Raw genomic sequence first — 21074 nt, 5'->3', positions numbered from 1 at the left:
GCCCGCCGAGCTGCTGGACGCCCTGCGCAGCGGCCGCGCCCGCGCCGACCTCGATCCGGAACTGGTGGACGACGACGGCTATCCGCTCCTGAGTCTGCGCGCCGAGGACGCGCTCGCCGACGCCGAAGCAGCGTACAAGGGCGAGATCGCGGCCTGGCTGGCGGCTGGCGGCATGCCTGACCCGCAGTGGAATCCGGAACAGTGGCGCGCCCTGCTGCTCGCCTCTCCGGTCGCCGCCGAGCTGGCCCTGCACGCGGCCGCGCATCCGCAGGCGGCGCTGCCGGACAGCGGCGCCGGTGCGCCCATGCTGCAGGTACGCGCCGCCCTGGCCGGCGACTGGAGCGAGCAGCAGCGCGCCGCGGCGGCGGGGTGGCTCGCCCATATCGCGGCCCAGGCCGGATGGCCCGCTGGACGCATCCATGCCGTGGCGGCGCAGCACTCCAGCGCGGCCGTGCTGGCTGGCCTGGCCGGCCAGGGCGCCGCCGGCGAAACCATATTGGCCATCGTGCTTGCATGCGCATCGCGCATCGGTGAGGACAGCGTCGAGGCGCTGGCGCGCCAAGGCGCCCTGTTCGGCGCCGCCCGGCCGCAGGGGCGGATGCCCGGCGAAGGCGCGGCGGGCGTGCTGCTGGCCGACGCAGCGCAAGCCGCCTTGTTCGGCACCCGTGGGGCGATGCTGCAAACGACGCTCGCACCGTACCAAGATGCTGCCGGCAAGCCCGATGCGGGCCCGCTGAGCCGGGCCGCCGCGCCGCTGCTGGCGGACGGCGCCACGCAGGCCGGCGCCCTGTTTGCCGACACCGGGCACCGCACGGCCCGGGTCATAGAGCTGATGGAGTTCGCCCGCGCCGCGACGCCTGAGCTGGACGCGGGGACCGAGGTGCTCGGCGCCGGGCGGGCCTGCGGCGATTGCGGCGACGTGCCCTTCCTGGCGGCGCTGGCCCTGGCCCATCACCACGCTACCGAGGCCGGCGACGCGGCCCTGTGCGTGAGCAACGAAGATCCCCTGCAACGCGTGGCGGCGCTGATACGTCCGGCCGCCCTGCATTCCTGAACGAGCAACCGAGTATCCGATGATGCAAACACTGAAGCAGTTCCTGACCACCCGCACCAGCATGACCCTGGCCGGCGCCCTCGCCCTCGCCGCCTTGCTGTGGATCGCTTCCTCCCTGCTCGGCCTGCCCGCGACCTGGGCCTGGGCCATCTTCCTGGGCGCGCTGCTGGCCGGCGCCGCCGCCTGGCTGTGGCGCTGGCGCCGCCGGCGCCGCGCCGGCGCGCAACTGGGCGAGATGCTGGAGCAGCAGGCCACGCCCGCGCCCGTGCTCAAGGCCAGCCCGGCCCAGCGCCAGGAACAGGAAGAGATCCGCCAGCGCATGCTGGACGCGATCGCCACCATCAAGGGCTCGAAGCTGGGCCAGCTGTCGGGCGACGCGGCACTGTACGAGCTGCCCTGGTACATGGTCATCGGTAACCCGGCGGCCGGCAAGAGCACGGCCATCGCGAGCTCGGGCCTGCAGTTCCCCTTCGCCGACAGCAAGGTGGTGCACGGCGTCGGCGGCACCCGCAACTGTGACTGGTTCTTCACCACCGACGGCATCCTGATCGACACCGCCGGGCGCTACGCGGTGCACGAGGAAGACCGCGCCGAGTGGTTCGGCTTCCTGGCGCTGCTCAAGAAGCACCGCAAGAAGGCGCCGATCAACGGCGTGATCATCGCGGTCAGCGTGGCCGAACTGGCGGGCAACCGTCCCGAGTTCGCGATCAACCTGGCCAAGAACCTGCGCCAGCGCGTGCAAGAGCTGACCGAGAAGCTCGAGGTCCATGCGCCGGTCTATGTGGTGTTCACCAAGGCCGACCTGATCACCGGCTTCAGCGAATTCTTCCAGGACGCCGAGCGGGGCGAGCGCGACCGCGTGTGGGGCGCGACCCTGCCCTACAACCAGAACGCCAGCGGCCAGCAGGTGCTGGACCAGTTCGACGCCCGCTTCGACGAACTGTACGAGGGCCTGAAGGACATGAGCGCGGCCAACATGGCCCTGCAGTGGCGCGAACGCATGCCGTCCGGCGTGTTCACCTTCCCGCTCGAGTTCTCGCACGTCAAGGCGCCGCTGCGCTCCTTCATCGCTACCCTGTTCGAGGAAAACCCCTTCCAGTTCAAGCCGGTGTTCCGTGGCTTCTACTTCACGAGCGCGCTGCAGGAAGGCGAGCCGGTGTCGGCCTCGTCACGCCGCGTGGCCCAGCGTTTCGACATCCGCCTGCAGCCGCATGAGCACGAGGACACGGTCCAGCAGCAGGGCTACTTCCTGCTTAACCTGTTCCGCAAGGTGATCTTTGCCGACAAGGACCTGGTGGCGCAGTACGCCAGCCCGGCCAAAACCCGCATGCGCCAGGCCGCCTTCGTCGCCGGCGTCGCGCTGGCCGGCCTGGCCCTGGGCGGCTGGACCTGGTCGACCATGAACAACCGCCAGCTGGTGGCCAATGTCGAGGCCGACCTGGTGCAGGCCGCGCGCGTCCAGGCCAGGGGCGTTGACCTGCAGTCGCGCTTCGAGGCCCTGCAGATCCTGCAGGACCGCATCGAGCAGCTGGAAGCCTACCGCGAAGATCGGCCGCTTTCGCTCAGCCTGGGCCTGTACCAGGGGGCCTACCTGGAGCGCAAGCTGCGCGAGGAATACTTCAGCGGCGTGCGCGACATCATGCTCAAGCCGGTCGGCGAGGCGCTGGAAGGCTTCCTGGCCGACGTCAACCGCAACGCGGCCCAGCTCCAGCCGTCCACCCGTGGCGGCGCATCGCCGGTCGCGGCGGCCGTCGATCCCGAGATTTCCCAGCAGTTCAAGGACGCCTCGCCGACCAGCAGCGAGGACGCCTACAACGCGCTCAAGACCTACCTGATGCTGGCCGACCCGGCGCGCGCCGAAGGCGCCCACCTGAACGACCAGCTCACCCGCTTCTGGCGCAACTGGCTCGACGCCAACCGCGGCGCCATGCCGCGCGAGCAAATGATCCGCAGCGCGGAACGCATCATTTCCTTCCACCTGGCGCAGATCCAGGACGTCGCCTGGCCGCGCATCGAGCCCAAGCTGGCCCTGGTCGACCAGACCCGCGACAACCTGCGCCGCGTGGTGCGCGGCATGCCGGCGCGCGAACGGGTCTACGCCGACGTCAAGGCGCGCGCCGCCACCCGTTACCCGACCATGACCGTGGCCCGCATCGTGGGCGAGCAGGACAAGGAACTGGTGCTGGGCAGCTATGCCATTCCCGGCACCTTCACGCGCGCCGCCTGGGAAGGGTTCGTGCAGGACGCCTTCCGCGACGCCGCCAACCGAGAGCTGCAAAGCGCCGACTGGGTGCTCAAGACGGCCGCCCGCGACGACCTGACCCTGGAAGGCAGCCCGGAACAGATCCAGAAGGTGCTGGTGGAGCTGTACAAGACCGAGTACGCCAAGGAATGGCAGAAATTCCTGCAGGGCGTCACGGTGCGCGAGCTGGACGGCTTCGACGCCGCCGCCGGCGCCATGAACCGCCTGGGCGACCCGCAGACTTCGCCGATCGGCAAGCTGGTGGCCACCGTGTACGAGCAAACCTCGTGGGACAACCCGACGCTGGTCGACGCCGGCATCGAGCGCGCCCAGCGCGGCGCCATGGCCTGGTTCCGCGAGACCATCCTGCGCCAGAAGCCCTCGCAGGTGAACATCAGCATTCCCGCCGGCGGCGCCACCCAGAACGCCGCCCTGCCGCTCGGTCCTGTCGGCCGCGAGTTCGCCGGCGTGGCGCGCATGGTGGTCAGCAAGGACAACAACGCCTCGCTGATGCGCGGCTACCTGGATCATATGTCGCGCCTGCGCGGCCGTTTCAACACCATCAAGAACCAGGGCGACCCCGGCCCCGGCGCCAAGCAGCTGATGCAGCAGACCCTGGACGGCAGCGGCTCCGAGCTGGCCGACGCGCTCAAGTACGTGGACGAGCAGATGCTGACCGGGATGGGCGACGCGCAAAAGCAGGCCATCCGCCCGCTGCTGGTGCGTCCGCTGATGCAGGGCTTCGCGGTGATCGTCAAGCCGGCCGAGGCCGAGATCGACAAGGTCTGGGCGGCCCAGGTGCTGACGCCCTTCCGCCAACGCCTGGCGCCCAAGTACCCGTTCTCGGCCGAATCGCGCCTGGAGGCGAGCAGCCAGGAGATCGGCGAGGTGTTCGGCCCGGGCGGCGCGATCGCCAAGTTCTTCGACACCACCATCGGCCCGCTGGTGGTGCGCCGGGGCGACACCCTGAGCGCCCGCACCTGGGCCGACATGGGCATCCGCCTGGCGCCCGGCGTGGCCGCCAGCTTCCCCGGCTGGGTGGCGCCGCTCACGGGCGGCTCCGTCGCCAACGTGGCGGCCGCCACAGCGGGCGAGGAACAGACCATGTTCGACCTGCAGGCGCTGGGCGCCAGCGGCGCCACCGAATTCACGATCGAGATCGACGGCCAGGCGCTGCGCTGGCGCGGCCAGCCCCAGCCCTGGGTCCACATGGCCTGGCCGAGCGCTTTCGGGACTCCCGGCGCGCGCATCACTGCCATCACGCCGCAGGGCCGCACCGTCACCCTGCTCGACGAAGCTGGGCGCTTCGGCCTCAAGACCATGGTCGAGGCCTCGAACCGCAAGCGCAAGGACGGCGGCGTGTTCGAGCTGACCTGGTCCGGCGAAGGCGTGAGCGTGACTGCGAACCTGAAGGTGATCGGCACCCGCAAGGCGGTGGCCGCGCCGCCGCCCTCGGGGCAAAGCTTCAAGCGCCTACGCCTGCCCGAGACGGTGATCGCTGCCGCGCCGGCTGGAGCGGCGCAATGAGCCGCGCCGTCACCAGCGCCACCGCCGCCAGCGTCGGTTATTTCGGCAAGGTCCCCAGCCGCGGCGACTTCGTCAAGGGCAGCGACAACCCGGCCCTGATCAAGGTGCTGGACGACTGGCTGGCGCGCGCCATGGACCTGGTCAGCACCGACGCCCGCTGGAAACTCAGCTACGACGCGATGGCGCCGCTGCATTTCGCCATCATCGGCCCGCGCCGCCGCCACGCGATCGCCGGCCACATCGTCGCCAGCGCCGACCAGTCCAGCCGCCGCTTCCCCTTCCTCATGATGAGCGCACTGGAGGTGAGCGAGCCTTCGGCCTTTGTGCCCGATTCACCGCTGGTGCTGAACCGCCTGTGGAACCGGCTCGCCTCGCTCTCCAGCGGCGTGCTCAGCGCACCGGATGCCACGGCGCCGCTGCAAGCGGCCGCCGGCCAGGCCATCGAACTGGACCTGCGCACTTCCGCCTACGACGCCGCCTTCGCCGACTTCCTCGAGGTGCAGACGGTGGGCGGCCTGCAGGGCATGCTGGCCCAGGCCGGCTACGAGGGTTCGGTGCGCCAGCTACTGCTGGCCCTGGGCATGCTCCTGCAACCGGTGCTGGCCAGCAGCTCCAGCCGGCTCGAAAAGAGCCTGCTGCTGCCGCTGCCGCAAGACCCCATGTACCGCAGCCTGGTGGCGGCCTACTGGATGCACGTGATCACGCCCTTCCTGGCGCGCGCCGACTTCGAGCTGGCGCTCTTCCTCACCCGCATCGCCGACCGGCCGGCGCTGGTGCTGGGCTTCAGCGGCGCCTCGGCATCCACCCTGCACGCCATCATCGACCCGCGCGCCGCGCTCGAACGCCACATCGGCTTCGAGGAGCTGGACTGGGTCGAGGACCAGGTCGACGACGACTATGCGGTCAGGAAGCTGTCGACCTACCTGGCGCAATCCGAGCTCTCGCTGAAGTCCGCCCTCGATTCGCTATGCACTGCTTTTATCGGAACCTGAACATGGCAAGACTGCTCATCCTCCTCATTTCCCTGTCTGCCCTGGCCGCCGGCGCATCCGCCCAGGCCCAGGGCCCCGCTCCCCAACCCGGACAGGTGCTGGCCGCCGGCACCGTGCCCGACGAAGCAACCAAGGCCGGCGTGCTGGCCAGGCTGCGCGAACTGTACGGCGAAGAGCGCGTGGTCGACCAGATCTCCGTCGGCCAGGTCGCCACGCCGGCGAACTGGAACGGCTACGTCGGCAAGCTGCTGTCGCCCGAATTAAAGCAGATCTCGCGCGGCCAGCTCAGGATCGACGGCACCACGGTCAGCCTGCGCGGCGAGGTCGCGAGCGAAGCGCAGCGCCAGAAGATCGCCAGCGCAGCGGCGGCAAGCCTGAACCCGACCTATACCGTCAACAACGGCTTGCGGGTCGCGAGCGCCGACCAGGGCGTCCTCGACAGCGCGCTGGCCAACCGCACTGTGGAATTCGAGAGCGGCAAGGCGGCCCTCACCCCGGCGGGGCGCGCCATCCTGGACGAGATGATCCGCGCCATGCAAAAGGTGAAGGGCCGCAAGGTCGAGATCATCGGCCACACCGACAATGTGGGACTGCCCGCCACCAACCACGGCCTGAGCCAGGCCCGGGCGGAAGCCGTGAAGACCTACCTGGCGAGCCGCGGCATCAACGGCGACCTGCTGACGGCCTCCGGCCAGGGCGCCGACCGGCCCGTGGCCGGCAACGACACCGCCGAGGGCCGCGCGCGCAACCGCCGTATCGAATTCCGGATCGCGCAGTAAGCGCCCCGCATCACTACGACATTGTCAGAGGATCCAGCATGTTTACAGCAGAGCAGCTACTCCAGCCGGTCAGCGCCGCCCAGCCGGCGGGCGCCGACCTGGCGTTCTCGCCGGAGATGGACGCCATCGCCCATGCCCGCAAGTTCGACGACCCGTCGCTCGACCAAGGCGAATGGGTCACCCAGCTGAAGGAAGCCGACTGGGACTTCGTGGTGCAGCGCTGCGCCGCCCTGCTGGCCGGCGCCAGCAAGGACCTGCGCCTGGGCGTGTGGCTGGCCGAGGCGGCCGCCAAGCGCCACCACCTGGCCGGCCTGGCCGAGGGCCTGCGCGTGACGGCGGGCCTGGTCGAGCATTTCTGGGACCAGGGCTTGTATCCGGAAGCGGAAGACGGCGACCAGGAGCAGCGCATCGGCAACCTTGCCTGGCTGCTGGCGCGCATTCCGGCCTTGCTGAAGGAGATCCCGGTCACCGACGGCAATGGTAGCGCCTGGACCCTGCTCGACTTCGAAGTGGCGCGCAAGGCCAACCTCGATGATGGCCGCCCCCTGGCCGAGATGGAGGCGGCGCGCCGCAACAGCTCCGCCGCCTTCCGCGAGGCTTTCGCGGCCGACGCGCAGTCCTGCATGGACGCCCTGCTGGGGTTGGAGCGCGCGGTCGACGCCCGGCTCGGCAACGACGCGCCGGCCTTCGTCGCGGCGCGCGATGCGATCGCCAGCCTGCTCGGGCTGATGCCCGCCGCCCCGACCGTGGCCACGGCCTCCATGGAAACCACCGAACACGGCGCCATGCCAATCGCCCTGCGCAACGACGCGCCGGCGACCGTCATCCACGCCGGCCCGCCGGGAGCGATCACCTCGCGCGCCCAGGCGCTGACCCAGCTGCGCGCGATTGCGGAATTCTTCCGCCGTACCGAGCCGCACAGCCCGGTGTCCTACTTCGCGGACAAGGCGGCCAATGCAGGAGAACAGGACCTGCACACCTGGCTGCGCTCCGTGGTCAAGGACTCGTCCTCGCTGGCCCACATCGAGGAGCTGCTCGGCGTTCAGCCGCGGCAGGATTGAGGCCGCTCATGTCCGCATTCGCCGATCCCTCCCTGGTGCAGTCCGTCATGGCGGCGCTGTCGACCTGGACCCAGTCCACGCGCCTGCTCCGTCTGCACACGCCGCTCGGGCTAGACACGCTGCTGGCCGAATCGCTGCATGGCGAGGAAGCCATCGACGCCCGCTACCTGCTGCGCGTGTCGGCCCTGTCGACCGACGCCTCGCTGGCGCTCAAGTCCCTTCTCGGCCAGCCGGTGCTGCTGGAGCTGGCGGCCGGCCCCGGGATGCCGGACCGCCACTTCCACGGCCACGTCACCGCTGCCGAGCTGACCGGCGCCAACGGCGGCCTGGCGCGCTATGTCCTGCACATCGAGCCCTGGACCGCCTTCCTGGCGCTGGGGCGCGACAGCCGGGTGTTCCAGGACATGTCGGTGCCGGACATCATCGACGCCGTGTTCGGCGCGTGGTCCGGCAAGGGCCGGCTGGCGCCGAGCTGGCGCATCGATGCCCTGCGCTCGGACTACCCACTGCGCAGCCTGGCCACCCAATACCAGGAAAGCGACCTCGCTTTCGTGCAGCGCCTGATGGCAGAGGAAGGCCTGTTCGCCTTTTTCGAACATGCGGGCGACACGGCCAGCCCGTCGTTCGGCGCCCATACCCTGGTGATCGCCGACAGCAACGACGCGTTCAAGCCGAACGCGCAGTCGGCCGTGCGCTTCACCCAGCCGGGGGCCGTCATGTCCGCCGACAGCGTCGACCGCTGGCGCCTCGAGAGCCGCTTGGGCACCAATGCCGTCGCCCTGCGCAGCTGGGACTACCGCAGCCGCTCGCCGCGCATCACCGGCGCCTCGTCCGCCGCCAAGCTTGACCTGGCGAGCGAAGACGTGCCCGGTGTGTATGCCTACCCGGACCGCGCGCATGGCGAGCGCATAGCCGAGCGCCAGCTGCAGGCGCTCGAGGCCGCCAAGGAAGTCCACGTGGGCGCCGGCACGGTACGCAGCTTCGTGCCCGGCACCACGTTCACGCTCGCCGACCACGGCCGCGAGGACATCAGCGGCCAGGACTTCCTGATCGTGCGCGTGCGCCACCTGGCCCACAATAATCTGGACGCCGAGACCTCGTCCCGGCTGGTCCGGCAACTCGGGCGCGACCCGGTGGCGGCCCTCGGCGCCGAGGAGCTGGCCGGCAGCCTGCACGCGAGCGGCGCGCGGATCGCCGAGCGACCCGTGTACCGTAACCGTTTCGATGCGATCCGCCGTAGCACGCCTTACCGCGCCAGCCGCTTGGACGGCCATGGCCGCCTGCTCCATCCGCGCCCCACCGTCCAGGGCCAGCAGACGGCGATCGTCGTCGGACCGGCCGGCATGCCCGTGTACACCGACCGCGACCACCGCATCAAGGTCCAGTTCCACTGGCAGCGCGGCGCCGCCAGCCATAATCGCCTCGACCATCCCAGCCCGGACGGCCATGCCGGCGCCCCGGCCAACGAACAAGCCGGCACCTGGGTGCGCGTAGCCACGCCCCTGGCCCCGGTGGCCGGCGCCAACTGGGGCAGCCATGCGCTGCCGCGCGTGGGCCAGGAAGTGCTGGTCGACTTCCTGGACGGGAATATCGACCGGCCGGTCGTGATCGGGGCCGTCTACAACGGCGCCGGCGCGGAGGATGCGCAGCATAACCGGGTGCAGGCCGGCGCCGGCGCAGCCACCGGCAACGCCAATCCCTGGTTCCCCGGCAAGGCCGACGGCCACGCCCACCCGGCGGCGCTGTCGGGCCTGAAAAGCCAGGCGCTCGCCGACAGCGCCTCGGGCGGCGGCGCCTACAGCCAGCTGGTGTTCGACGACAGTCCCGGGCAGGCCAGGGCTGCCCTGCAGCGCCATGCCAAGCCCCATGAAGGCAATGCGGAGCTGAACCTGGGCTTCCTGCGCCATCAAAGCGACAACCAGCGCCTGGACCCGGCCGGCTTCGGGGCCGAACTCAAGACCCAGGACAGCCTGGCCTTGCGCGCGGGACGCGGCCTGCTGATCAGCACCGAGCCGGGATCCACCGGAGCGCCCCTGCTCGATGCCGCGGAAGCCGTCATGCAGGTCGAAAGCACCCACGCCATGCAGGCCGCGCTGGCCGAGACGGCGCGCAAGCACAAGGCGGTGTTCGCAGATGATCCTGCGCCAGACCAGCTGCCCGCCGTCGCGGCGCTGGCCCACACGGCCAAGGTGCTGGGCACCAGCCAGTCGACCGCGTTCTCCGACGCCCAGCTCCAGCTGTCGTCGCCCGCCGGGATCGCCGCCGTGACGCCGGCCTCGACGATCATCTCGGCAGGCGCCACCAGCAGCATCGGCGCCGCCCAGGACATCAACTTCGCCTCCCAGGGCAATGCCTTCCACAGCGTCCGGAGCGGCATTACCTTGTTCACCTATGGAAAAGCGACCAGCACCGCCAAGCCGAACCAGGAAACCGGCATCCGCCTGCACGCGGCCAGCGGGAAGTTCAGCAGCCAGAGCCAGTCGGGGCCGACGCGCCTGACGGCGGACAAGACGCTGACCGTGGCCAGCGTCGAGAAGAACGTGCAGGTCGCGGCCGCGAAGCATGTCCTGCTCACCGCGCAAGGAGCATGGATCAAGCTCGAAGGCGGCAATATCGAGATCCACGGACCTGGCACGATGGCGTTCAAGGCCAGCATGAAGGAACTGGCCGGGCCGCAGAGTAGTTCGCCCGAGCTGCCGGCCTTGCCGCAACCCGGCCAGGTCGGCAACTTCCTCGAGCTGAACTACCGCTGGGACGACATGCAGCCCATGGTCGGCGCGCCCTACAAGGTGGTGTTCGAGAATGGCACCAGCCTTGCCGGCAAACTCGATGCGCGCGGCTTTGCTCGGCTTGAGAACGTGCCTGCGGGCGCCGCGCTGGTCAGCTACGGCGAAGACGAACGCGAGGCCCAGCCACGCCGCCAGCGCAAGCCCAACGCCCTGCTCGGCGCCAAGCCGGCCAGCGACGAGGAGGCGCAGCGGCTGCTGGAGCAGTACCTAGCGCAGGAGGACGCCCATTACAAGGAAAACTACTTCCCCGACGAGCTCGACGACCTGGCAGCGGCCATGGACGACGAGGCAGGTGATCTCGACTACGATTTCCACTATGACGACTACCGCTACGATGACGAGGATACGACCGCACAGCGCCAGGAGGAACGCAGCTACCGCGAGCTGCACGAGGGAGAACACGACACGGATGACGCGGACGACGCGGCAGGAGAACAGGCATGAGCGGCGCGGCCCCCGCTAGGCGCGCCATCCGGCAGGCGGATGCGGGCATCGGCGCCTGGCTGGGTGGACTGGTCACCGGTGCCGGCTCATCCCCTTCGCACATCATCGTGACCGCCGTCCTGGGGGTCATCCCCGGCGTCGGCCAGGCCATGGATGCCCGCGACCTGATCCTGGGCGTGATCGCCATCTCGAAGTCGCCCGCCAGCGTAATGGCCTGGGCCGACCTGGTGATCAGCCTGATCGGCTGCATTCCCGCCGCCGGCGACGCGCTCAAGGCCGGTTTCAAGCTCATGAAACAGGGCCACAGTTTCGGCCGCATCCTGGAAGCGGTCTCGCCCAAGCTGCGTGGGAACGTCGAGCGCTTCATGCGCAACCTCGACTGGGGCATGCTGACCAGGCATGCGAAATCGCTGTTCGGGCGCACCATGGACGCCTTCATCGACGCCATCGACAGCTGGATGGTGAAGGTGGTGGCTGGCCGCGGCGAGGTGGCGCAGATGATCGCGGAGCTGCGCGCCATTCAGCGGCGCGGACCGCAGATGATTGATAGCGCCTTCGCCGAGCTCAAGAAGATGCACGCCCGGATGCTTGGACATGATCTGCCGAGGAACACGGCAGCTGTGACGCCGACTGCGTCGCGACCACGGCCTCCGGCGTCCAGGTCTGCCGCGTCCACAGGAACACGCACGCGCGCGTCCGCACCCTCGCCGACAGGCAGGGTAAGTACCCGTCCTCCGGTCCAGGAGAGGAGTGCCCGGGCGCAGACCAACAACGCGACTACGAGTACGCGCAAAGCCGCAAAGAAGAAAAAGCAGTCCTGGCGCAGCGGCATTCCCGCCGAGCACATCACCGATTATTATGTGCGTCGTAAGCACGCGCACTTTCGAAAGGCGAACAATAGCGGGCGTCTCATCGAAGAGCATAGCCTTCCACACAATGGCTTAGACCACCTGTGGCATAACAATGCGGGGGGAAGGCCGTTCGTGGTAGGAGAAACGAAGTCGAGCATCTTCGACTCCTTCGCTCTGCTCGGGGCGCTGCCGGCCGAGCTAAGGGATGCTTTCGACGTCCTGCGTGAAAACGAGGCAGCCAACCCGACCAAAAGCGGCCAACCCAATATTTTCCATAGCGAGGAGCGCGACAGGCTTGCCAATCGCCGGGTCAGGATAGGAGAAACTGAACAGGACGAAAAAGAAGTCAGCAAAGGACTTAACAGACCGAACCCGGATACGGGCCTGGCGACACAAATGAGCCACAAGTGGATATTCAATAAGCTGAGATCAGAGAACCTGACCACGCAAGGAGCCAAACTAACCCGGCTTATCCGTGACTGGCGAGATGACGACGACACCACGTGCCCCTACTTTCGCTGGATTTCGCTAGTCACCGGGAGGCAGTTGCACAAGCACAGGCAGTCCGGCGGCGCCAATCATGAAGTACAAACCATACTCAATCTTCCCGATAATATTCTTGACAGATAATATGCTTGAGCTTCTTTCGACATCACGCTTTAACGCCAACAAACGGGAACTACTCCTCGATTACGCCGCATATGCGGACGAAGCGGGGGATCTGATCCCACGTATTCCCAAAGCCGCCAAGAAGCTGTCGGACCGCGAATGGGTAAGTACGAAAGACGCGGCGACACTTCTGCGCCTGACCGACGGCCGGACGCATTATGCACTCGACCTCCTGACTCTCAGCTATTCCGCTGGGTCTGATGTGTCCTCCCTGCGAGATTTCTATCCGACCGTCCTGGCATTCTTCGAGGAGTACGGCCTCTATTCGGAAGCATACAACGCGACACAGTCTGGAACCCAGGCATTGGCACCGCATCTTTTCATTCAGGATGTCGAATTCGAACGCGCCAATCGCCTGCTCTGCTTTGCGATTCTGCTCGGTTATCCGGATCTGGTCCCGCGCGTGATGGCATTGATCGACTATAACAATCCTATCCGCGACGGAATGCTCGAACGCCTGGCGTCGTTCTACACGCATCGTCCGCATCCGATTCCTACCGAATGCACACGGCACCTGCCATACTACAAAACGCTCGCAATTTTCGACGCTCTTCCCGCTCATCGACCAACACTGATGCAGGAATACCTTCAGGACTGGTATGAAGCCAGTAGGCGCGAACCATACTATAATGCGCATGCTCGCAATAACCAGTTCCTTGGCTATTGGTCATGGGAAGCCGCAGCTATTACCATCGCCTTGGGGATCGATGACCGGACCTATAGGAACCTTGAATTCTACCCGAGAGATCTCGCCGACTTCTGGAACGCTAACCAGACACAGTTTAAGACCGAGACAGGCTCGCGACCCAAAGAAGTTCGGGCGAAAGCGGGCGAGTCATGCCCCGTGAGCGGTCGATGGGAATCAATAGGCGTGCCGTCCGAATCTGCAACTTACAATATCGGCGATACGATGCGCGATCTGGGTTCGCCATATGGATTAACCGTCTGGCGGCTCAAGAACGCAGACTAGAAGAAGTCTTTCGGGCGGATTCCCCGTGGATCCGCGCCGCATGCACGGCATGCTTTGCGCCAGCATCGCTGGCTCCGCCCTATTGCAAACCTTTGGCAAGCGCAGCTTTTGCCGTCCTCATGTCGCGGATATCCCCCGCGCGCTGGATCGCATCGGACAAGGATTTTTCCGCCGTGATCTTGCCGTCCGCTGCGACCGATGTCACGGCCACCAGCCGCTGCTTGTCTCGGGACGTGAACATGACGAGGTAGTACACCACGCCACTCCTCTCGTATCGGCTGGACGCGAGGACGCCCGCGCACGCAGCCGCTGGGAAGAATACCGCCTGGCTGAACGCAAGCGGCGCTCCGCCGGCTTCCGCGACAAAGTGGCATTGCTGCGCCTTCCTGTCTTCGAACACCGCAAAAGAGGATGCGTTGTCCGAGATGAAATCCCGTTCCACCAAGCCCCATTGCGGATAGTCCCTGGCCAGCGCTGCGGAACGGGCTATACGGACGGCGTCGATCGATGTCGCCGCAGGGAGCTCAAGCGGCATTGATGGAACCGCTCCGGTCAAGGCTTCGTCTGTGAGAAAACCCTTTACCGGGTCCCGGACCAGGTAGTGGAAGCCGCGTTCGATATCCTCGCGCGTCTCGCGCGACCGATACTCGACAGCCACGTACTCGAGGTTCCTCATCCGGAAAGGCGTGATCGCGACCAGGTCCAGGCATTGGGGGAAGTTCACGCCAGGCTCCGAACCGACCAGTTCGATGAAGCCCGGCGGACTTCCGGCCCCGCCGCCGGTGAGCAGGCCGCAGCTCGGGACCGCATTCCCCTTATCGTAGAACATCACAGGAACGAGCTCCGCGCCGAGCGCCTTCGCACTCGGCTTCCCCTCGTAGCGCTTCCAGCCCTGTTGCCGCACATAGTGCTCGGGATCGAGCGCAGGCGCGGCATACAGGGTCGTGGCGCCCATGACCAGCACCAGCATCCAGCAGGCTCTTCGCCGCTTCATCGCGTGCGTTCCTTCATTGATGTCCTTGCGAGCCTCGGCTTACTCGACCCCGTAGCTGAACCGGCCATCCTCGCCCGCGCTGACGGCAATCCGCGCGATCGCACCGCCCTCCGCCATCCGTCCCAGCACCGCCTCCGCCACTTCCGGCAACAGGCTGCCGTTGAGGATGTTGTCGACGTTGCGCGCGCCGGAGTCCACTTCGGTGCAGCGCGCCAGCACGCCTTCCACCAGCGCCTCGTCGAAGACGAAGTCCGCCTTGTGGTTGGCGGCGACGCGTTCTCCGATCCGGCGCAGCTTCAGCTCGATGATATCGGCCAGCACATCATCCGACAACGGATAGTAGGGCACCACCTTCAGGCGCCCGAGGAAGGCCGGCTTGAACTGCTTGACCAGGTGCGGCCGGATCATCTCTTCCAACGCTTCCGGCGCCGGCCTTTCCTCGTCCGTCTTGTTCAGGCAAGCCCCCATCAATACGCTGGAAGCCACGTTCGAGGTCAGGATGATGATGGTGTTGCGGAAGTCGATCTCGCGCCCTTCCGCATCATCCATCACGCCCTTGTCGAATACCTGGAAGAACAGCTCCAGCACGTCCGGATGCGCCTTCTCGACTTCGTCCAGCAGCACCACGCTGTACGGGTTGCGCCGCACGGCCTCCGTCAATACGCCGCCTTCACCATAGCCGACATAGCCCGGGGGCGAACCCTTGAGTCCCGAGACGCTGTGCGCTTCCTGGTATTCGCTCATGTTGATGGTGACCAGCTTGCGCTCGCCGCCATACAGCACATCCGCCAGGGCCAGCGCAGTTTCGGTCTTGCCCACGCCCGAGGGGCCGACGAACAGGAATACACCCTTGGGCTTGTTCGGATCGTCCAGGTTGGCGCGCGCCGTGCGTACGCGCTGGGCTACGGCCTCGATCGCCTGCGGCTGGCCGACCACGCGCTGCTCCAGGAGGTCCTTCAGGTTCAGCACCGTCTTGATCTCGTCCTTGACCATTTTCCCGAGCGGGATGCCGGTCCAGCCGGCGACGATCTCGGCCACCACGTGGCCGTCGACCTGCACTGGCACCATCGGCGCCTCGCCCTGCAGGGCGCGCAACTCACCGAGCAGGACCTGGACATCCTTGGCGGTCCCGCCGCCCTCGCCCGCTTCTTCCAGGGCACGCCGGCCCTCCGTGATCCGAGCCGCCAGGGCCTGCTCCTGCTCCCAGCGCGCCTGCAGCGCCGCGCGGCGTTCATTCAGGGCGGCGCGCTCGCTCCCCAGCTCGTCCAGGCGCGCGCCATGGCCGGCGCCGCCGGCCTGCTCGCGGAGCAGCAGCGCTTCCTCGGCGTCCAGGCGCTCGATGCGGCGCACGGTGTCCTCGATCAGGCCCGGGGTGGCGTTCTGGCCAAGGGCGACCTTGGCGCAGGCCGTGTCGAGCACGCTGATCGCCTTGTCCGGCAGCTGGCGCCCGGAGATGTAGCGGTGCGACAGGCGCACGGCCTCGCGGATCGCCTCGTCGAAGATGCGCACGCCGAAGTGCTGTTCCATCAGCGGCGCCATCCCGCGCAGCATCGCGCAGGCCAGTTCCTCGCTCGGCTCCTCGACCTTGATCACCTGGAAGCGGCGCGCCAGGGCGGCGTCCTTCTCGAAATACTTCTTGTACTCGCCCCAGGTGGTGGCCGCGATGGTGCGTAGCTCGCCGCGCGCCAGCGCGGGCTTGAGCAGGTTGGCGGCGTCGTTCTGGCCGGCCTGGCCGCCGGCGCCGATCATGGTGTGGGCCTCGTCAATGAAGAGGATAATGGCGTGCGGGCCTTTCTTGACCTCGTCGATCACGTTCTTGAGGCGGTTCTCGAACTCACCCTTGACCGAAGCCCCGGCCTGCAGCAGGCCCATGTCGAGGGTGTGGATCTCCACGCCCTTGAGCACGTCCGGCACGTCGCCTTGCGCGATGCGCAGGGCCAGCCCTTCGACCACGGCTGTCTTGCCCACGCCCGCCTCGCCGGTCAGGATCGGGTTGTTCTGGCGCCGCCGCATCAGGATGTCGATCGCCTGGCGGATCTCGATATCGCGTCCGATCACCGGGTCGACCTTGCCCTCGCGCGCACGCTGGGTTAGGTTAGTCGTGAACTGGTCGAGCGCCGGGGTCCTGGAGGCCGCGCCGGCCGCCAGCTCGCCGACTGGATCGCTCCCCTCCACCTGCGCCGGGGCCTCCAGGCTGGCGGCCTCCTGCGACCCCGCGGCCAGCTTGTCCAGGTTGTGGCGGATCTGGTCGACGTCGAAGCGGTCGAACAGCTTCGATCCGCGGTAGGCCAGCTGGGACAGCTCCGGGTCGCCCAGCAGCGCCTGCAGCAGGTGCCCGCTGCGGATCGCGGCCGGGCGACCGGGCGGAATGTCGAGCGAGGCGATTAGCCAGGCGTGCTCGAACAGCTTGGGCAGGCGCGCCGAGAACACCGGCGTGCGCGCATTGCCGTTCCTGAAGCGCGCGATCTCGGCCTGCAGGTCGGCCTCGAGCATGCCGGCGCCGATGCCGCTCTGGCGTGCCATGATGGCGAAGTCGCTCTTCGGCTGTTCGAGCAGGGCCAGGAACAGGTGTTCGAGGTCCACCTCGTACTGGCCTTGCGCCACGCACAGGCCCGCGGCGCGGGTGGCCGCCGCGCGGCAGGTGTCGTTCAGTTTGCCGATCAGGGTCTTCAGGTTCAGGCTCATGCAATTCCCTTGCTAAGTCAATATTGTTGTTCGATCTGTCAAATGGTGTGCACGTCGTAGCACACGTCATCGCGGTCGCGCGCCCCGGCGTCAGTGACGCCACCCGGCAGGAAGCTGTCCCAGCCCAGGCGCGCGCCAAGACCAGAACCGGCGTCGAGCACCGCGCCCCGCACGTCCTGTGCGCACAGCACCAGCTGCACTTCATACTCGAGCGTCACTCCGGTCATCATGGACAGCAGGCTGGCCAGCGCGCGCGCCGCCTTCCCGCCCGGCAGGAAGGCGTCGAAGCGGGCGCGCCGCAGCGGACCGAGGACGATGCGCACCCGCAGGTCCCGCTGCCACACGCGAGTGCCCGCCATGGCGCCCGCGCCCAGCACGGCGCCGCCGAAGCCCAGGCGGCTCTGCTGCTCCGGCGGCACGTCGTACCAGCGGCCGACGAACTGCTCGGCCCTGGCCGCGACGCCGAAGTACTCCGACAGCACACGGGCGATCTGTACCGCCGACGCCGGCCGGTGGCGCATCGCGGCCGCGAAATAGCCTACGGATTCGTCCAGCAGTTCGCCGTGGGTATCGTCGGCGAAGCGGCGGCGCAGCGAAGCCGGGCCGAGGCCGGCTAGTGACAGCAGCAGCGGCAGGAAGCCGTCGTGGCCGTCGCCCTGGTAGCTCAACTCCGGCCGGTACTTGCGCCAGGCTTCGTAGAACAGGGCCAGCGAGCGGTTCGAGAAGGTGTCCAGGAAGGCGCGCGGCCCCTCGTCCTTCTCGTGCAGCACCTGGCCGCCGATTCGCTCGGTGTAGTGGGCGGGCAGCGCTCCGGAACTGCCGAGCAGTCCCATGAAGGCGGGCGTGATCCGCACATACTTCAGGGTGGCGTCGGCCGCCGCGGCGCCCAGAGAGCGGCGGTCCAGCCCCAGCTCGCGCGGCTCGACCTGCATCGCTTCCAGCTGGCTGGCCGGGAAGCTCAGGCGCGTCGAATTCTGGAAGCGCAGGTAGTTCGCCACCGCGCCCGTGCGCACGCCGCCCTGGCGCTTGAGCCAGAGCTCGAGCAGGCGCACCGCCTGGAAGTACTCGAAGCGCTGCGGCTGGGCGAACAGGCGTTCGATTACAGCAGGCTGGAATCGCCGCTGCGGGGGCTGCATTTCAATAATTCTTCTCCAGTTTTGCTGGATACCACCACCAGCTGGGTGAAGCTGTTGGCGTGGACATAGAGGCCGAGGAAGCGTTCGATCACATGGGCGAAGGCGTGGATGCCGCTGCCCACGAAGGCTTCCTCGTCCACGCTCAAGCGCACCTCCATGCCGCGCACCAGGCTGGCGAAGGGGTTCCCCGGGAGCCAGGCATTGACCGCCTTGTAGGAGACCGCCCCGATGCCGCCAATCTGGCGCTGCGACGCGGGCGAGCGCGGCAGGTCGTACATGGCCAGCATCTCGCGCAGGGCCTCGACCCCGCCGCCGCTCAGCGACAGGTGGTTTAGCGACAGGTGGGAGATCAGGCGCCAGTGGGCGCCGCCGCCCTGCTCGAAGCGTTGCGACAAGGTGGGTTTGCGCAGGAAGGTGATGGCGTTCACGCGCGCTCCGCCCTCCATGAACAGGTCGCCGCCGCGCTGGCCGTAGGCCAGCTGGGCCGGCAGGTCGCGGTTGGTGCAGGTCAGCTCCAGGCTCAGGGTGTCGGTCTCGATCGCGGCCGGGTCGAAGTCGATGTCGACGATCGAGATCTGCGTCTCATAGCCCGGGCTGAGCTGGGCGACCGTCTCGTCGCGCCGCATTACCCAGTAGTGGCCATGCTGCTCCGGGGTCTGGCCGTGGCGCAGCGAATAGAAGGGACGGAACTGGACCACCGATTCGCCCTGCGGCGTCTGGCGCACCAGCTTGACCGAATCGATGGCGACCACCTCGTAGGCATAGGCGCGGCGCGCGTCCGCCACAACCGGGTAGCTTGCCTTGGTATGGGTCAGGCGGATCGGCTCGCCGCGCCGGGTGAACAGGTTGACCACCGGGGTGCAGCCGAGCAGCAGGTTCTTGTGCGAGAGCGTGCCCAGCATGCGCGCCGTGTTCGAGTCGGCGCGGACGTTTGACAAGGCCAGGTGCAGGGTCACCGAGCGGCATCCGACGGGCAGGAAGGCCAGCAGGCGCTCGGTGTCGATGTCGAAGAAGTTGAATTTCTCCGGGAAGCAGAAATATTCGGTCAGCAGGCGGTAGGCCGCGTGGGAGCGCGCCGGGAAGTCGATCAGGGCGTCCTGCTCGTCGAAGCCGGCCGGCGCGATCGGCGCCGCATCCAGCAGGATCCAGCGCCCGCTCGTCCCTTCCTCGACGTAGGCGGCCGCGGTGCGCATGAACAGCGCATCGCGCAGCGCCGCGCAGAACGAGGCCTCGCCGTCGATGAAGACGCGCAGCTTGCCCAGGCCCATCTGCCCGAGGCCGAGCTGGGGCGCGGCGCTCGACAGGGTAATCTTGACGCCGGCGCCGGCGCCGGGCGGCAGGCGCACGGCTGCCGGGGCGTCGATGATGGGCGCGAAGGCGGCTGCGCTGAGCGCCACCGGCGCCACCGTCACGGGATAGGCGGTGCGGAAGCCGCATTCTGCGCCGCGCACCTTGCGCGTGGTGAGCATGGCGCCGCGTTCGATGCTGGTGCTGCCCGTGAGCTGGCTGCTGGCGGCCGCGTAGTCCATCTGGACGATCGAGCAGGACGGGAACGGCCGCAGATAGTGCGGGTACAGCACCTCGAACAGGGCTTCGGTGAATTCGGGGTAGTCGTCGTCCAGGCGCTTGGCCACGCGCGCATTGAGCAGCGCGAAAGCCTGGATCATGCGTTCGATGTGCGGGTCCTCGCACACCTCGCCGCCCATCAGCAGGCGGCCGGCGATCTTGGGATAGCGTTCGGAGAATTCGCGCGAGTAGCGGCGCAGGAATCCCAGTTCGCTTTCGTAATACGGCAACAGCTGTTCCAAACTACACTCCCGCGGATGCCAGGGCCGCCACGCGGCGTCCCCGGCTGATCGTGACGTGCTGGCTGGCCGGCTGCAGGATGGCGTCGAAACTCACCGGCTCCTGGGCCGCGCTCACCACCAGCAGCGCAGTGATCGAAAAATTCAGGCAGTTGACCGCGTCCTCGCGCAGTTCGAGCGAGGCACGCACGTTGCGCAAGCGCGGCTCGTGGCGCGCGATGGCCTGCTCGAGACAGGCGCAGATGTGGGCGCGGTCGTCGAAACTGGACAGCGAACGGCCGGCGAAGTCCTGCAGGCCATAGGTCACCAGCGAGCGCCGGCATTCCGGAAAACGCGTGGACGAGAGCTCCGGCAGGGCGACACGGGTGTTGAGCAAAGCTTCGAGGTCGCGCGCGACCGAGTCCTTGAGATCCTCGATCGACACGCGCGGGAATGCCGCGCCATGCGGCGATCCCGCGCCGGAGGCGCCATGGCCGTGCCCGTCCATCAGGCGGTCCAGCAGCCCGGGAACATAAGCGTGCACTTGCGCCTCCCTTCCCTGCTACTTAGGCGGTCTTGTTGGCCGACAGGTCCCAGCCGCCCGAGGTGTTGCCACCCGCGCCGCCGCCGACCTTCTGCTGGGTGTACTTCCACTTGACCTTGGAGTACTTCAGCTTGACGTCCTCGGACAGGATGTCGCCCGGCGCCACCGACGGCGCCACGCTGCTGATCAGGACGTTCTCGAGTTCGATCTCGAAGTACTTGACGCGCTCGCCCTGGCCATCGGCGCGCAGGAACTCGAACTTCGCCTTCGGCAGGGTCTTGCCCGACGAGCAGTTCTGCAGCAGCAGCGGGGTGGCCAGGTCGGCCAGTTTCGAGATCACGATGTCGCGATGCTCGGTGCGCTCGGCGGTGTGGCCGCCGCCGGTCGACGCGGTCGCCGATTTCGGCTGCAGCACCTCCCAGTTGACGGATTTCACCTCGATCCAGTCCTTGTGGCTGGTGTCGGCGGATTCGCCCTTGATCCCGTCGATTTGGAGGTAGACGTCAATTGCCATGTTATTCCTTTCAGTGGTTGTGAATGAACTACGCGTTCA

At 67.7% G+C, this 21074-nt stretch carries 14 protein-coding genes; 8 read left to right on the top strand and 6 right to left on the bottom strand.

Annotation, left to right across the window (positions count from 1 at the left end; translation table 11 throughout):
* The 8 genes from V7778_RS12885 to V7778_RS12850 all read left to right on the top strand — a co-directional run.
* On the top strand, positions 1–1054 hold a 1054-nt coding region (locus V7778_RS12885; protein WP_335555787.1), incomplete at its 5' end, for a hypothetical protein.
* 19 nt (positions 1055–1073) lie between these two features.
* Positions 1074–4823, top strand: a complete 3750-nt coding sequence (gene tssM, locus V7778_RS12880; RefSeq protein WP_442920721.1) for a type VI secretion system membrane subunit TssM — start codon at positions 1074–1076, stop codon at positions 4821–4823.
* Positions 4820–5815 (top strand): type VI secretion system-associated protein TagF, encoded by a 996-nt coding sequence (gene tagF, locus V7778_RS12875; protein ID WP_335555785.1) that lies wholly within the window; start codon positions 4820–4822, stop codon positions 5813–5815. Before tssM ends, tagF begins: the two co-directional genes overlap by 4 nt.
* A 2-nt stretch (positions 5816–5817) precedes the next feature.
* A complete protein-coding gene (locus V7778_RS12870; RefSeq protein ID WP_335555782.1) occupies positions 5818–6594 on the top strand; it encodes an OmpA family protein in 777 nt (258 codons plus the stop codon).
* 38 nt (positions 6595–6632) lie between these two features.
* Positions 6633–7655 (top strand): type VI secretion system protein TssA, encoded by a 1023-nt coding sequence (tssA, locus tag V7778_RS12865; protein WP_335555780.1) that lies wholly within the window; start codon positions 6633–6635, stop codon positions 7653–7655.
* Positions 7656–7663: 8 nt separating this feature from the next.
* Complete coding sequence (locus tag V7778_RS12860; RefSeq protein ID WP_335555777.1) at positions 7664–10888, top strand: type VI secretion system Vgr family protein; 3225 nt, start codon at positions 7664–7666, stop codon at positions 10886–10888.
* Positions 10885–12369: a hypothetical protein gene (locus V7778_RS12855; RefSeq protein ID WP_335555775.1), complete on the top strand. Its 1485-nt coding sequence runs from the start codon at positions 10885–10887 to the stop codon at positions 12367–12369. Before V7778_RS12860 ends, V7778_RS12855 begins: the two co-directional genes overlap by 4 nt.
* Positions 12320–13378, top strand: a complete 1059-nt coding sequence (locus V7778_RS12850) for a PoNe immunity protein domain-containing protein (RefSeq protein ID WP_335555774.1) — start codon at positions 12320–12322, stop codon at positions 13376–13378. Before V7778_RS12855 ends, V7778_RS12850 begins: the two co-directional genes overlap by 50 nt.
* Before the next feature lie 79 nt (positions 13379–13457).
* On the opposite strand, the gene V7778_RS12845 is transcribed toward V7778_RS12850, so the two are convergent.
* The 6 genes from V7778_RS12845 to V7778_RS12820 all read right to left on the bottom strand — a co-directional run bounded on the left by V7778_RS12845 (position 13458) and on the right by V7778_RS12820 (position 21035).
* Positions 13458–14348 carry a hypothetical protein gene (locus tag V7778_RS12845; protein ID WP_335555772.1) on the bottom strand — a complete coding sequence of 297 codons (891 nt, stop codon included), beginning with the start codon at positions 14346–14348 and terminating at the stop codon, positions 13458–13460.
* A gap of 63 nt (positions 14349–14411) precedes the next feature.
* A complete protein-coding gene (gene tssH / locus V7778_RS12840) occupies positions 14412–17057 on the bottom strand; it encodes a type VI secretion system ATPase TssH (RefSeq protein ID WP_335555770.1) in 2646 nt (881 codons plus the stop codon).
* Positions 17058–17095: 38 nt separating this feature from the next.
* Positions 17096–18193, bottom strand: coding sequence for a type VI secretion system baseplate subunit TssG (tssG, locus tag V7778_RS12835; RefSeq protein ID WP_335555768.1), 1098 nt, complete (start codon positions 18191–18193; stop codon positions 17096–17098).
* Positions 18157–20001, bottom strand: coding sequence for a type VI secretion system baseplate subunit TssF (gene tssF, locus V7778_RS12830; RefSeq protein WP_335555766.1), 1845 nt, complete (start codon positions 19999–20001; stop codon positions 18157–18159). The genes tssG and tssF overlap by 37 nt, the downstream gene beginning before the upstream one ends.
* A 1-nt stretch (position 20002) precedes the next feature.
* Positions 20003–20521: a type VI secretion system baseplate subunit TssE gene (gene tssE / locus V7778_RS12825; RefSeq protein ID WP_335555764.1), complete on the bottom strand. Its 519-nt coding sequence runs from the start codon at positions 20519–20521 to the stop codon at positions 20003–20005.
* 22 nt (positions 20522–20543) lie between these two features.
* Positions 20544–21035, bottom strand: a complete 492-nt coding sequence (locus tag V7778_RS12820) for an Hcp family type VI secretion system effector (RefSeq protein ID WP_335555762.1) — start codon at positions 21033–21035, stop codon at positions 20544–20546.
* Positions 21036–21074: the final 39 nt, after the last annotated feature.

This window comes from Massilia sp. DD77, from assembly GCF_036961685.1.
Classification (GTDB): Bacteria; Pseudomonadota; Gammaproteobacteria; order Burkholderiales; family Burkholderiaceae_D; genus Telluria.
Note: the sequence above shows the minus strand (reverse complement) of the source record. Positions and strands in the feature narration are given on the sequence as shown.

Bases quoted from the DNA above. Each gene is read 5' to 3' on its own strand.
- tagF (WP_335555785.1), top strand. From the start codon at position 4,820: ATGAGCCGCGCCGTCACCAGCGCCACCGCCGCCAGCGTCGGTTATTTC.
- V7778_RS12870 (WP_335555782.1), top strand. From the start codon at position 5,818: ATGGCAAGACTGCTCATCCTCCTCATTTCCCTGTCTGCCCTGGCCGCC.
- V7778_RS12820 (WP_335555762.1), bottom strand. From the start codon at position 21,035: ATGGCAATTGACGTCTACCTCCAAATCGACGGGATCAAGGGCGAATCC.
- tssH (WP_335555770.1), bottom strand. From the start codon at position 17,057: ATGAGCCTGAACCTGAAGACCCTGATCGGCAAACTGAACGACACCTGC.
- tssG (WP_335555768.1), bottom strand. From the start codon at position 18,193: ATGCAGCCCCCGCAGCGGCGATTCCAGCCTGCTGTAATCGAACGCCTG.
- tssA (WP_335555780.1), top strand. From the start codon at position 6,633: ATGTTTACAGCAGAGCAGCTACTCCAGCCGGTCAGCGCCGCCCAGCCG.
- V7778_RS12860 (WP_335555777.1), top strand. From the start codon at position 7,664: ATGTCCGCATTCGCCGATCCCTCCCTGGTGCAGTCCGTCATGGCGGCG.
- V7778_RS12850 (WP_335555774.1), top strand. From the start codon at position 12,320: ATGAAGTACAAACCATACTCAATCTTCCCGATAATATTCTTGACAGAT.
- tssM (WP_442920721.1), top strand. From the start codon at position 1,074: ATGATGCAAACACTGAAGCAGTTCCTGACCACCCGCACCAGCATGACC.
- V7778_RS12855 (WP_335555775.1), top strand. From the start codon at position 10,885: ATGAGCGGCGCGGCCCCCGCTAGGCGCGCCATCCGGCAGGCGGATGCG.
- V7778_RS12845 (WP_335555772.1), bottom strand. From the start codon at position 14,348: ATGCTGGTGCTGGTCATGGGCGCCACGACCCTGTATGCCGCGCCTGCG.